This window comes from Sutcliffiella horikoshii (assembly GCF_008180725.1).
GTDB lineage: Bacteria > Bacillota > Bacilli > Bacillales > Bacillaceae_I > Sutcliffiella_A > Sutcliffiella_A horikoshii_B.
On the sequence record NZ_VTEV01000007.1, the window covers coordinates 210,784 to 222,602 of the forward strand.

Below are 11,819 nucleotides of genomic sequence, written 5' to 3' on the forward strand. Positions count from 1 at the left end.
CTTTTTTTCTATGAATCTAGTAGATTAGCCTACGGGATATGAAAATTTATTTTATTGATGGAGGCATGTGGAGGAGAATTACTATCCAGATAAATAAATGATTCAACTATAACTTTGCCATTACTATTAGTTTCACTAAATAATATTTCAAACGCCTTTAATGTAATCCTATTAGCTATGGGTGAACGAATGGATTTCACCCAATATTCTCCGTTTTGTTGAATCCTATCCCTCCAGTCTTCCACAGCCCATACCCATTCAATATCTTCACGTCCTCTACCTGGGCCATTCAACAGCCTAGGATCTGAAATCTTTCCGGAAAATGTAACTAAACCCACAGGCTTCACTTTAATACAAACCACCACGTCCTCCAAGGGCAGATCCCTTGTACTTACTATGGTGAAGTCTCCATAAATACTTATTATATCTTCGCCTTCAGGAGGTAAGATAATTGAGTAATTAAAGTAACTATAGATGTCTACTTTGTCTAACTTCATTGGCATTTGAGGTTCTTGTACACTAACGGTCTGACTATTTCTTTCTTCCTCCAACTCCACCTCCAACTCCATCACTCTCTTACGCAACCTCTGTATCTCTTCTTGTAACCCCGCAATTTTCTCCCCATTCAACTCCCGTATCTTCCCCTGTAAATACTTATTCCTCACAACTTCCTTCTCCACAAGTCTCTCCAGCTCACCTATCTTATTTTTATACTGCGCAATTTCCGCTCTATAATAGATTACCTGTTGTTTTGCTCGAAACAACTCACTGTTTGGATCCACCATTCAACACTCCTCACAAGTATGTTTACACCATCCTATGAACCGGACAATCTTCCTTATGAACACAATAGAAACAGCCAAAGAGCATCGGATGGTGTTCCGATCCTTTTGGCTGTTCTAGAAAGTGTTTTATTTGTATGTGGAAGTTATCTTGGGCGTCTATGTGCTGGGAAGATTTCTGGGCACTGTTCTGGAAATTGTTTTGGAGGGCAGATTAGGCCTTCGATAATTTCCTCACGTGGGCGGCAGATTCTTGCTTCCACTTCTAATTTAACGTCTGCTTCCATTTGGATGTCTAAGCAAAGTGCAAGTGTTACGTCTAGTTGTGAGAATTCGTCTGTTGCGATTAGGTTGGAATCGCACTCAAAGTATGTTACATGGCAGTCTAGCTCTGTGCCTTCTGGAGCACATAGCAGGAATGTTTGAACTGTCGCGAAAGGTAGTGCTTTGGAGCAGCATCTTACGCGGCCTTGAGCGTCTACTAGTTGAACTGTAACAAAACCTTTGATTAGAACTTTAACGCGTTGTAATTCGATTTCTGTGCCGTCTGGTAGTTCTACGTCAACTGTTTGACGTCCACCTGGTTGCTCGATTTCTTTGCAGATAAAGCCTTTGTGATGGCGGTGGTGGTGTGCTGCCATTACATCAATTTTACGACCGTGGTCGTCGGATAGGTAACATTCTACTGCTAAGGGACCAATTTTTGGATCTATTTCACATAAAAGGTCTGCAATGTTTGCATCCTCATCGTGTTCCCAATCGCATGCAAAGATTCCTTCTAAATCAGAGTTACATATACTTTTAGGGGAAACCTGCACTTGACGAGTTACCCAGTCGTAAACTTTACGAGCCTTAATGCAGACTCTTTCAGTTTCTTTATGACTCACTAAAAACTCCTCCTATTCATTTAATACCCATTTGGGTTACGGGACTACTGTATAGTATGAATTTGGTGGGTAAGTGTGCCGAGACAATAACCCAAATTTTATTTTTGCATCAGATAGTCATATTTCCCAGGCTAATGGAATTACTTTTAAAAGGGAGAGTTTTTGGGAGGGATAAGCATGGAAAGCTTTAAGAACGACGATAAAATTATCTTACAGCAGAAAATCATTCATTTAGGTGCAGAAGTAAAGCGCCTTACTGCATATGTAGAAAGGCTTAATAGTAAGTCTCTCTTGAAAAATATAGAAAAGCAAAAAAGCGAATATGAAGAAAATATCCTACAGTTAAAGGAAAAACTCGCCAAATTGGAGGAAGAAGAAATAGAAAAAGTTACGAAGCTACAGAAGGAAATAGTACAATATAAAGGTGAGCTTGTTAAACAAAAGGAGGATCACCAAGGAAAATTGATGACCATCAGCAATGAGGTCTCTCAATTAAAGCAACAGTGTGAAGTAGAACGTACAGCACACTTAAAAGCAATTGAGGAAAAGGAGTCGCTTACTGAAGAGCTTGATGACTTAAAGAGGAAGCTGGAGAAACAAACCACGATTAATATGGATCTTGAAAAAGAATACGAAATGGTAAAGGAAACCGTCAAAAGTCTGCTCGTCAAGATTGAGAGCTCCAATCAGGCACACGAGGGCTATGAAAAGATTGCTGATATCAATGATCAGTTAGAAGCGGAAAATCAATCCTACCGCAAAATGGTGGAAGAGTTAGAGGAGGAAGTCAAAACGCTCCATGATGAGAACTCTCTTTTAACAGATGACTTGAAAAAACTTAATGAGTGTGTAAAAGAGTTGGAGAAGAAAGGGGATCAGGTAATTCACGAATCCACGAAGGTTTCCAGTCTAGAAAAGAAGAAACCAGCGCAACAAACTCCTGGGAATGATCCGCGAATTCAATCTTGGTTCTATAATAATGTGAAAAAAAACACATAAGCCTATACGAGTGATGATAGATGCGGAAAACCTTTTTGTCGAAAACGCATAAGATAAAGTATCTTATACTACGAACAAAATGGAGGTTGCATATGAACTACTATCATTATTCAGGCCAACCAAAACCTACATCTGGTCAGATGAAAGTGATTTCTTCAAGTAATAATTCCTCGTCATCAAACAAGAAAAAGAAATCCTCCGGTTGTGGCTGCGGTAAAAAAGCAAAAGTTATCCAAGAAGATTAACTTCATACTACTAATTCCCTTTTTCATACATATCATCAATATGAAAGGGGGAATTTTTTTGCTTGAAAGCTGGTTTTGGTTTCTTTTACTTGGACTTGCCAGTTTCAGAATGACAAGGCTCCTTGTACTGGATAAGATTGCAGGTTTTATCCGAAAACCTTTTATGGAAGAAATCGAGGAGAAGAATGATAAAGGAGAATTAGAGGAATATATCATCCTTAAAGGAAAAGGGCTAAGACGCTGGATGGGAGAGCTGCTAAGCTGTTACTGGTGTACCGGTGTTTGGGTTACAACGGGTTTATTTCTTTTGGTCACGTTTTATCCTTTCCTAGGGGAGCCTGTCCTGATTATTTTTGGTGCAGCTGGTGTGGCAGGGATTCTAGAAAGTATGGTGGCAAGAATTATTGATTAAATGTGGCTCTCCTTATGGGAGGGCCTTTTAAAGTGAAGTTTTCTATACATAATTTCGAAGACAGATATAAATATTAAGAGATAGAGTATGGATGCAGAATGAGGTGTAGAAATGAAAACGATGGCGATTGTGATTTTAGTGAGTATGTCAGTTGGACTGTTGGGTGCCTGCGGGCAAGGTGAGGTCAAAGAAAGAATCGAGGACACTGTCATGAGGACTTCTAACGAACAAAAGGAGAAATCAGACAAGGAACAACGGGCAGAAGAGATTGCCAAGGATTTTAAAGAAGTTAAAGGTGCTGTAGCTTACGACACGGAAGATGAGTTGGTGGTTGCTTTCCATGTGACACAGTACCAGAAATTTTTCACGGAAAAGATTGAGAAGAAAGTGAAAAAGGCATTGGAAAAAGAATTTCCTGATGAAAATGTGGTCGTATCCCATGATTTAAAGATCCGCCTTGAAATTGAAAGGCTTAGAAGAGATGTCGAGCAGAAGCAGATCTCAGAAAAGGAACTGGAGAAGCGCATCGAAAAAATGAAGACTTTACGTGAAGAAAAAGCATAGGAGGTGTCGTTAAATGAGTAATAAAGATAAGCAACTCACACCGGAACAAAAGACCTATCAAAAATTCGAACAAACCCTGGAGTTAAAGCGTCCGGTATGGAAGAACTGTATCATCGCTTTTTTAGTGGGTGGCCTCTTTTGTATTGTTGGACAGGCCATTCAATTGATGTACATATACTTTTTTAATTTTACAGAAGTAACCGCAGGGAACCCGACCGTTGCGACGATGATATTTATTGCGATGTTGCTCACAGGGTTTGGTGTATATGACCGTATTGCGCAATTTGCAGGGGCGGGAAGCGCGGTTCCTGTAACAGGATTCGGGAATGCCGTAATTTCGGCATGCATTGAACATAAGACGGAGGGATACGTGCTTGGAGTGGGATCTAATATGTTTAAACTTGCAGGATCCGTTATTTTATTCGGCGTATTCTCGGCCTTTGTAGTGGCGTTAGTGAAGACAATTGTGGTCTCGTTAGGAGGATTTTAATGCTACAGGGAAAACAATCATGGATTTTTGCGAATAAGCCTGTCATCACCTCCAGTGCTGCCATTGGCGGCCCCTTTGAAGCGAATGGTTTGCTTGCTAATGATTTTGATTTGCTGCATAAAGACTTATGGCTAGAACAGGATAGCTATGAAAAAGCACACCGGGTTTTGCTCGAGGAAGCATGTGAGACTGCCCTTAAGAAGGCAGGTTTGGAACTGTCCGATGTTCAATTTTTGCTTGCAGGGGATTTAATTAATCAGATGACCCCTTCCAATTTTGCGGCTGAGGCTTTGGAAGTACCGTATCTTGGAGTGTTCGGAGCGTGCTCTACATCGATGGAAGGGTTGGCGTTAGCTGGCTTCTTGGTGAACTATGGTGGAGCCAAGTACTGTTTAACTGGTGCTTCCAGCCATAATGCGGCTGTGGAGAAGCAATTTCGTTATCCAACAGAATATGGTGGTCAAAAACCGCCGACAGCACAGTGGACCGTAACAGGTGCAGGGGTAGGACTTGTCAGCAATGTTGGCGTAGGGCCCCAGGTTACTTCCGCTACGATTGGCAAAGTAATTAATATGGGACTTACCGATCCGTTTAATATGGGAGGGGCAATGGCTCCTGCTGCGGTGGATACTATTGAAGCGCATTTTAAAGATACTGGGAGAGATCCATCCTATTATGATCTGATTGCAACAGGTGACCTTGGAGAGATTGGCCGGGAGGTTTCTCTTGAACTGTTAAGGGAAAGAGGGTTGCAGATAAGTGACGAGCAATATCAAGATTGTGGTTTGATGATTTATGATAAAAGCCAGCCGATACTTGCAGGTGGCAGTGGTGCAGGCTGTTCGGCTGTGGTTTTATATGGACATTTATTGAATGAAATGAAAAAGGGAACATACAAGCGAATTTTGCTTGTGGCTACAGGTGCATTGTTATCTCCTGTTTCTTTTCAGCAAAAGGAATCGATCCCATGTATTGCTCATGCAGTGTCCATTGAGATGGGGATGGGGGGTGTCAGCTGATGTTGTTATCGTTCTTTTGGGCGTTTGTTGTGGGAGGGCTTATCTGTGTGATTGGTCAAATTATGTTTGATGTGTTTAAACTAACTCCTGCGCATACGTTGAGTGCATTGGTGGTTGCAGGTGCTGTATTGGATGGAGTGGGGTTATATGAACCTTTGATAGCCTTTGCCGGAGCTGGTGCGACCGTACCGATCACAAGTTTTGGAAATGCTTTGGTGCATGGTGCTTTAGAAGAGGCAAAAAATCACGGTCTAGTCGGTGTGTTGACAGGGATGTTTCAAGTGACGAGCTCCGGTATTTCTGCAGCCATTGTGTTCGGTTTCATTGGTGCACTGTTATTTAAACCGAAAGGGTAAGGAGGGATTGTTTGCGGTGGATGAAAAAATGATGCTTTCCTATAACCGGGCAAGCTTGAAGATGATACGAAACAATCTTCACGTCTATGCGATGGAAGCAAGTGATCCAGTCGCTCAAAACACCTATCACGAATCGATGATGAAAATCGACAACCTTCTTGCTAACATTGACTTGAAACTTAAGGAAATATAATCTATTCAGAGTTAAGAGTGAGGAGGTGTGTGTGGTGCCGCAGTGGATAGAGATTGTTGTAAGATCTTTTGCTATTATTATTGGTCTGTTTTTGATTACGAAGCTTTTGGGGAAGAAGCAGCTGTCAAAGCTGTCTTTTTTTGAGTATATTGTTGGGATTACGGTGGGAGATATTGCGGGGACATTGTCGATGGATAGGGATCTGAATTTAACGAACGGTGTGACAAGCATATTGGTTTGGTCCCTTTTCCCACTAGTCACCTCACAAATCTCTCTTCGGAATAAAAAGTTTCGAGATTTTGTGGAAGGAAATGCAACGGTGTTTGTTCGGGATGGCAAGATCCTAGAGCATAATTTGAAGAAAGAAAAGTACACGATTGATGAGTTTCTCGAGCAGTTGCGTAAGAAAGATATTTTTTGTGTGGATGACATCGAATTTGCGACACTTGAGTCAAATGGTGATTTAAGTGTGCTTTTGAAAAAAGAAAAGCAACCTGCTACTTACGGAGATCTCCATGCTGACGCTCCAGAGCAGATAGAGCCTCAAACGGTGATTATGGACGGGGAAATCTTAGATGAACCTCTTGCTCAAATTGGATTAAACCGGGCTTGGTTGGATGCAGAGCTGGAGAAACGGAATGTCCTTTTAGATAATGTGTTTCTCGCTCAAGTGAATGCTTGGGGAGAAATGTGCGTAGATTTATATAATGATCATATAAAAGCAGCGCCGTTAAAAGAAAGGGTGCTGACAATTGTGACGCTTGAAAAATGTATTTCTGACCTTTCGTTTCTAAGTGTCACTGCTAATTCAGTTGAAAACCGCGCATTTTATCAAAGTGCCATGACGAGTCTGGAAGAGCTTAGCCGCAAGCTGCGCCCATTATTAAAGGGTTAAGCTACCGGCTCTTTTTTTGTTCATATAATAGTTTGAGGTGAAGTGTCATGAGTGAATTTGATTTTGGAGATGAACATTTAAAGTTTCTTTTTGAACGGTGGAAGGTTGATGAAGGAATTACTGAGGCTGGCAAACAGGCGAAAATAAATATTAGTACTGCAGATGAAGGATTCATGTATGTTCAGCAGCTAGAAGCCAAGATGAACAAATACATTGGAAATTTGGAGCGGTGGATGGAAGGAAAAGCAAGTACTGTTGATGTGGATTTTGAGGATGAAGAAGAGTGAATCTTAATTTTGCGAAGGGGGAGAGAGTCAAAGGCCCCCTTCGTTTTTGGTTTTTTTGGGGAAAGTTGTAGAAGGTTTTCTTTTAACGGTAGAAGGTGGAGTGTTAATAGTAGAAGCAGCAGGTTAAAGTGGTAGAAGGTATGCCGGGAAATGTAGAAGGTCACTTGGGAAATGTCCAACCAAACAAAATCCACCTATCCACCTTTGAGAGTTACCCAGCATTATAAACTTACACGATAGTTCAAGAGCATACTCTCTAAAAAAAATCCGCAAAACTGCACATTGCCCGTCAAAGCGCCCATACCGTTTTTCGAAAAGTACATATAGTAATAGGGAATCTTCATTAAGGAGGTGCGAGATTATGGGTTACTATGGAGGCTATCCTTATGGTGTAGGTGGCGCTGGTTACGGTTACGGTTGTGGCAACCAAGGCGGCACATTCGTGCTAATCGTTGTTCTATTCATTCTTTTGATCATCGTTGGTGCATCTAAATTCTATTAATAATTAATTAGTGGGAATATGGAAAGTACGGGACATGTCCCCGTGCTTTTCTGTTTTGTCAACCTCTACAGTAGTGAGTGATGAATTATTAGTGGCACACCGATAGGCTCTCTCACATACAATGTGATATATCCGAGAGGAGGATGTTTGGTGGATAATAATATTTTTAAAGGCATTGAGAAGAAAACGGGCGTAAGCATGAAGGACGTATTTGAGCTTGCTAATTCGATGCAGAATGCAAATTTCAAAGACGAGCAGACGGTACGTAATTTGGTTTCTCGTGTAGCGACGTTGGCGAATAAGAAGGTACCTAAGGAATTGGAAGATAAGATTGTAAATACATTGATTAATGGTAATAAGCCTGTTGATATGGGGACTATTTCAAAGATGTTGAATGAGAAGAAGAAGTAAAAAAACATCTGCCTTCCACGTTTGTGGATGGGGCAGATGTTTTTTGTTGCGTTGAACACCGCTGATGATCTCCGCGCCAGGCTTCGCTTTCCACGGGGCGGTGCTTGAGCCTCCTCGCTGCGCTGCGGGGTCTCAAGTCTACCGCTACCTCCCGTTGGAGTCTCAGCCTTTCGCTCCAATCATCAGCTATGGTTTTTTAATAACTCAACTGAATTTGAAAATCCTATTCTATCGTCTCCAAATCCTGCAACACTATATTACGGTCGGCGTCTTTTGCGATTAGTGTGGATGCTTCTTTTGTCAGGTTAAGGTACTTTTCTTTTGCCGCACTATCTCCGCTTAAGCTGTAAGCTCGGGCTAGGGCTTCGTATGCGAATGCGAGGTCAAAGTCCTTAATCTCATGTTCCAAAACAATATCAAGGTTTCTTTTTGCATGCGCAAGGCATGGTTCTGGGCGTCGTAAAACGGCATATACCCTTGATATTTGCCACTCGCCCCGGGAGAAGTTAACAGGTTCACCAATTTCGCCCCAGTGAAAGCGGGAGGCATGTGCTTTATGTATCATTTGAAAATCTTCTTCTGGAGTACGTTCCGCTTTCTCCATCAAATCCCATACTTCATTGAATAGGTTAATCGCTGTTTTTCTGTGAAAGGTATATTGTAAATCTTGCTCTTCCTGTGTGACGTTGGCCATTGGATATCCCCTTTTCAAAAAAATTATCTATATACTCTAAATAGTATCATTTTTCAGCAAGAAAATGGAGCATAATTAATATACGCAACCTTCTTTTCGTTTCAGTAGCTCTGCCTCAAGTAGCTGAATAAAATAGTGATCAAGATTCTCTGCTTTGGCATTTTCATATGCAAACTGGAGAGATTCATCGGACAGTTTTGTGATGGAACAGTTATGGTGAGAATCCAATGCTTTCAAAAGATTATACCCCTTTCCACTTATCTATAGGGTACATACCCAGATAGGAGCAGTTGAAACGCACTTTTTCACTATTCTAAAAATAAAGTTTTTTTGATGAATTTTTGTTGACAAAACGAAAAAGCGCCATCCTAAAAATGAGGAAGGATTTGCGCTTTACGTTAGAGAATATCTTTTATAAATCTAGTCATATATGCCTTTTTTCCGCGACGATTCATAGTTATGGAGAGCTGCAAGGTTTCCTTGGCTCTAGTCATTGCCACATACAAAAGCCTGCGTTCTTCTTCTAGTGCCTGGATCTCACCATTTCGGTAAGATTCTAGTGCAAAATCATGTGGTAGACTGCCATCGACAGCGCTAAGGACATAAACATTTGTATACTCAAGTCCCTTAGAGCGATGGATAGTGGAGAGGTGAATGGCATTTGAATATTGCTTGCTGAGCCTCTTCATCTCATCCGTTTTGGCAATCATATCTTCAACATGATCTAAAAATTCAGCGATGGTCTTGAACTTGCGGGCAACCACCTTCAAATCACGAATGTCATCGGATCCTTTTTCGAGTGCGTTCCCCTCATTGCCGCGTTTCTTAATGTATTCATCAAAGCCCATGTCTTTTTCAATCATCTCCAGTGCAACGGAAGGAGAGACGTTGGCAAGTGTTTTAAATAATGGGATGATCCGTTTGATTTTTTTTACTTGAAACGGCTGGACATTGGTCAATTTACTCAATGATATTACTAAACTGCAATCTTCCAAAATACTAATGGCTTTTGCATCTTGGAGGTTTGATTGCTTGAGGAAGAGAGTCGGGAGAATATCTGATAGAGCCTGAACATCATTGGAATCACGACTTAATCGCAGAAAACCGAGGATGCCTTTCACAATCCTTCGTTTATAAAAGCTTTCGTAATCTTGATCAAGCTTGAATGGAAGGCCGGATTGTGAGAGCCTCTCAAAGATTGCGCGTGCGGCACTATGTGTCCGGTATAGGACAGCAAAATCATTCGGAGTGGCCCCTTGTTCAATTTGTTCCTTCATATCTTGCACGATAATGGTGGCTTCTTCTTCCTCGTCGTAAGGATAAAAAAGTACAGGAAAGTGCTTATTGTCACGTTGAGCGATCATTTTTTTCACGCGGCGGTTCTTGTTTTTATCAATTACCTGATTGGCTGCCGCAACGACGGTGTGCGTTGATCGGTAGTTCTCGGAAAGCGTGACGACTTGTGTAGAAGGAAAATCTCGATGAAAGTTCAATATATAATCGGGACTGCTGCCACGAAACGCATAAATAGACTGATCATCATCCCCTACTGCACAGATATTCCCGCTTTTGGCCAGTAGTTTCATTGTTTCATATTGCACCTTATTAATATCCTGGAACTCATCAATTAAAAAATATTGAAATCTTTCCTGATACTTCGCGAGAAGAGCTGGGTTTTCCATCAACAGCTCATAGCATCCAAGCAACATATCATCAAAATCAAATACATACTTCTCGCGCTTCCAGTCCTCAAAGTCCTGATACAAACTCTGAAACTGCTCTTCTAGCTTACTGGTTGGTTTTATCCCCTTAGGTGTCTGCATATTATTTTTCCAGTAGCCGATTTGCTGTATGGCCTGATCAAATGGGAAGTCCTTTTCATCCAAACCAAGCTTGCGCCCGGCCTGTTTTAAAAATTGCTCTTTTTGCCAATCCCATTTCAATAAGTTGTCGCCGTTCCATCTCTCAGGGTGATGGTGTTGAAGCATTCGATAGAAAATACTGTGAAACGTACCAGTTAGAAGGTTAGCGAACATTCTTGAACCCGGTGACTCGTATAATCGCAGTCGTTCCTTCATTTCATTTGCTGCCTTGGCTGTAAAGGTAATCAGCATGATGGATTTTGGGTCGATCTTTTCCTCCTGGACCATATAGGCGACACGAGTAATTAATACCCGTGTTTTTCCGCTACCGGCACCTGCTAGTACTAGCAGCGGCCCATCTACTGTTGAAACAGCTTCTTGCTGGGCGGGATCTAAAAATATATTTTTTTCTTGTAATCCATGGAAAAACCCACTTATATTTGAATGGCTTTTCGTATGTTCTTTAATAAAGATGGGAAGATGTGTAAGCGGCTTTGGAGCTTTCCAAGATTCTGCTGGCTTTTCTTTTTCCGCCATAACAGTTCTGGATTTAGGATAGCGAAATCCATCGCGCTCCACATATTCTTGTTTTGGTGTAACCGCTGTTTCTGTCTTCGATATGTTTTCTTCATGAGCAATAGAAGCATCTATGTGATAAAAATGAGGTTCTTTTCTAAGGCCTAAATAGAGCTTGACACTCTCACCACAGAATTTGCATATGAGATCGCCCTTTACACCGGCGTCGTACACCTCTTGATACATTTCTCTAGCCATTGTTTTTATATGTATGTTTCGTTCTTTCCAAACAGCAGATTTCATACGTGTATACTCCTTTATAACCGTCAATCTTATCCATAGTACCACATATTATATAGAGAGAACACGAGTCAAAGGAAGTTTGTGTTATGCAAAAACAGGGAAAATTATACGTAGAATAGGGAAGGGGAGAAAAGTGATGGGATATGTTTTACCAGTGCAAATGGATGCCTACACACAATATGCGAACCGAACTGTTTCCGAAAAACAACGGATTAAACTTGATCCAGTATTCAGACCAGCTTTCTATAAGGTAGATCCGCAGCAATCATGGGAAGAAATCCATAGAAATTTGCAACACAATCAGGTTAATCGAAAAAAAGAAAAGCAGGCTTCTGACATTTCCGATAAATTATTGGCGGACATAACAGGAAAAGGACGCTTCTTTCACGAAACCATATAAAA

General features: G+C 41.2%; 18 protein-coding genes. 13 read left to right on the top strand and 5 right to left on the bottom strand.

What is annotated here, in order from left to right; genetic code table 11:
* Positions 1–29: 29 nt before the first annotated feature.
* Together FZC76_RS17850 and FZC76_RS17855 are read right to left on the bottom strand one after the other, a co-directional pair.
* Positions 30–785, bottom strand: a complete 756-nt coding sequence (locus FZC76_RS17850) for a hypothetical protein (RefSeq protein WP_148989520.1) — start codon at positions 783–785, stop codon at positions 30–32.
* Between the two features lie 143 nt (positions 786–928).
* Complete coding sequence (locus FZC76_RS17855) at positions 929–1,669, bottom strand: BMQ_0737 family morphogenetic spore coat protein (RefSeq protein ID WP_148989521.1); 741 nt, start codon at positions 1,667–1,669, stop codon at positions 929–931.
* Between the two features lie 177 nt (positions 1,670–1,846).
* Here FZC76_RS17855 and FZC76_RS17860 point away from each other — a divergent pair, with 177 nt between their 5' ends.
* The 12 genes from FZC76_RS17860 to FZC76_RS17905 all read left to right on the top strand — a co-directional run bounded on the left by FZC76_RS17860 (position 1,847) and on the right by FZC76_RS17905 (position 8,042).
* Positions 1,847–2,668 (top strand): coiled-coil domain-containing protein, encoded by an 822-nt coding sequence (locus FZC76_RS17860; protein WP_148989522.1) that lies wholly within the window; start codon positions 1,847–1,849, stop codon positions 2,666–2,668.
* Between the two features lie 92 nt (positions 2,669–2,760).
* Complete coding sequence (locus FZC76_RS23215; RefSeq protein ID WP_187442135.1) at positions 2,761–2,913, top strand: hypothetical protein; 153 nt, start codon at positions 2,761–2,763, stop codon at positions 2,911–2,913.
* Between the two features lie 58 nt (positions 2,914–2,971).
* Positions 2,972–3,325, top strand: a complete 354-nt coding sequence (locus tag FZC76_RS17865; RefSeq protein WP_262372704.1) for a DUF1360 domain-containing protein — start codon at positions 2,972–2,974, stop codon at positions 3,323–3,325.
* Between the two features lie 111 nt (positions 3,326–3,436).
* On the top strand, positions 3,437–3,889 hold the full coding sequence (locus FZC76_RS17870) for a YhcN/YlaJ family sporulation lipoprotein (protein WP_148989523.1): 453 nt from the start codon (positions 3,437–3,439) through the stop codon (positions 3,887–3,889).
* A 13-nt stretch (positions 3,890–3,902) separates the two neighbouring features.
* A complete protein-coding gene (gene spoVAC, locus FZC76_RS17875) occupies positions 3,903–4,379 on the top strand; it encodes a stage V sporulation protein AC (RefSeq protein WP_148989524.1) in 477 nt (158 codons plus the stop codon).
* Entirely contained in the window at positions 4,379–5,398 is a 1,020-nt protein-coding gene (gene spoVAD / locus FZC76_RS17880) for a stage V sporulation protein AD (protein ID WP_148989525.1), read from the top strand. The genes spoVAC and spoVAD overlap by 1 nt, the downstream gene beginning before the upstream one ends.
* Positions 5,398–5,754 (top strand): stage V sporulation protein AE, encoded by a 357-nt coding sequence (spoVAE, locus tag FZC76_RS17885; RefSeq protein ID WP_148989526.1) that lies wholly within the window; start codon positions 5,398–5,400, stop codon positions 5,752–5,754. The genes spoVAD and spoVAE overlap by 1 nt, the downstream gene beginning before the upstream one ends.
* Before the next feature lie 16 nt (positions 5,755–5,770).
* Positions 5,771–5,947, top strand: a complete 177-nt coding sequence (locus FZC76_RS23220) for a hypothetical protein (protein ID WP_187442136.1) — start codon at positions 5,771–5,773, stop codon at positions 5,945–5,947.
* 34 nt (positions 5,948–5,981) lie between these two features.
* Positions 5,982–6,842, top strand: a complete 861-nt coding sequence (locus FZC76_RS17890) for a DUF421 domain-containing protein (RefSeq protein ID WP_148989527.1) — start codon at positions 5,982–5,984, stop codon at positions 6,840–6,842.
* 47 nt (positions 6,843–6,889) lie between these two features.
* On the top strand, positions 6,890–7,129 hold the full coding sequence (locus FZC76_RS17895) for a hypothetical protein (RefSeq protein WP_148989528.1): 240 nt from the start codon (positions 6,890–6,892) through the stop codon (positions 7,127–7,129).
* Between the two features lie 361 nt (positions 7,130–7,490).
* The gene (locus FZC76_RS17900; protein ID WP_010192910.1) at positions 7,491–7,631 is read left to right on the top strand and encodes a YjcZ family sporulation protein; all 141 of its coding nucleotides are present in this window, start codon (positions 7,491–7,493) and stop codon (positions 7,629–7,631) included.
* Between the two features lie 150 nt (positions 7,632–7,781).
* Positions 7,782–8,042, top strand: a complete 261-nt coding sequence (locus tag FZC76_RS17905) for a stage VI sporulation protein F (RefSeq protein ID WP_010192912.1) — start codon at positions 7,782–7,784, stop codon at positions 8,040–8,042.
* Between the two features lie 223 nt (positions 8,043–8,265).
* Here the strand turns inward: FZC76_RS17905 and FZC76_RS17910 are convergent, their stop codons facing one another.
* The 3 genes from FZC76_RS17910 to FZC76_RS17920 all read right to left on the bottom strand — a co-directional run bounded on the left by FZC76_RS17910 (position 8,266) and on the right by FZC76_RS17920 (position 11,417).
* Complete coding sequence (locus FZC76_RS17910) at positions 8,266–8,736, bottom strand: hypothetical protein (RefSeq protein ID WP_148989529.1); 471 nt, start codon at positions 8,734–8,736, stop codon at positions 8,266–8,268.
* 75 nt (positions 8,737–8,811) lie between these two features.
* Positions 8,812–8,973, bottom strand: coding sequence for a sporulation histidine kinase inhibitor Sda (gene sda / locus FZC76_RS17915; protein WP_187442137.1), 162 nt, complete (start codon positions 8,971–8,973; stop codon positions 8,812–8,814).
* Between the two features lie 161 nt (positions 8,974–9,134).
* Positions 9,135–11,417, bottom strand: a complete 2,283-nt coding sequence (locus tag FZC76_RS17920; protein ID WP_148989531.1) for a UvrD-helicase domain-containing protein — start codon at positions 11,415–11,417, stop codon at positions 9,135–9,137.
* 136 nt (positions 11,418–11,553) lie between these two features.
* Between FZC76_RS17920 and FZC76_RS17925 the strand changes: the two genes are divergently transcribed.
* The gene (locus FZC76_RS17925) at positions 11,554–11,817 is read left to right on the top strand and encodes a hypothetical protein (RefSeq protein WP_148978593.1); all 264 of its coding nucleotides are present in this window, start codon (positions 11,554–11,556) and stop codon (positions 11,815–11,817) included.
* The last annotated feature ends 2 nt before the right edge of the window (positions 11,818–11,819 follow it).

Excerpts from the sequence above, each read along its gene's own strand:
- FZC76_RS17850 (WP_148989520.1), bottom strand. The coding sequence starts at position 785 with ATGGTGGATCCAAACAGTGAGTTGTTTCGAGCAAAACAACAGGTAATC.
- FZC76_RS17860 (WP_148989522.1), top strand. The coding sequence starts at position 1,847 with ATGGAAAGCTTTAAGAACGACGATAAAATTATCTTACAGCAGAAAATC.
- FZC76_RS23215 (WP_187442135.1), top strand. The coding sequence starts at position 2,761 with ATGAACTACTATCATTATTCAGGCCAACCAAAACCTACATCTGGTCAG.
- FZC76_RS17870 (WP_148989523.1), top strand. The coding sequence starts at position 3,437 with ATGAAAACGATGGCGATTGTGATTTTAGTGAGTATGTCAGTTGGACTG.
- spoVAC (WP_148989524.1), top strand. The coding sequence starts at position 3,903 with ATGAGTAATAAAGATAAGCAACTCACACCGGAACAAAAGACCTATCAA.
- spoVAD (WP_148989525.1), top strand. The coding sequence starts at position 4,379 with ATGCTACAGGGAAAACAATCATGGATTTTTGCGAATAAGCCTGTCATC.
- spoVAE (WP_148989526.1), top strand. The coding sequence starts at position 5,398 with ATGTTGTTATCGTTCTTTTGGGCGTTTGTTGTGGGAGGGCTTATCTGT.
- FZC76_RS17895 (WP_148989528.1), top strand. The coding sequence starts at position 6,890 with ATGAGTGAATTTGATTTTGGAGATGAACATTTAAAGTTTCTTTTTGAA.
- FZC76_RS17900 (WP_010192910.1), top strand. The coding sequence starts at position 7,491 with ATGGGTTACTATGGAGGCTATCCTTATGGTGTAGGTGGCGCTGGTTAC.
- FZC76_RS17910 (WP_148989529.1), bottom strand. The coding sequence starts at position 8,736 with ATGGCCAACGTCACACAGGAAGAGCAAGATTTACAATATACCTTTCAC.
- FZC76_RS17920 (WP_148989531.1), bottom strand. The coding sequence starts at position 11,417 with ATGAAATCTGCTGTTTGGAAAGAACGAAACATACATATAAAAACAATG.
- FZC76_RS17925 (WP_148978593.1), top strand. The coding sequence starts at position 11,554 with ATGGGATATGTTTTACCAGTGCAAATGGATGCCTACACACAATATGCG.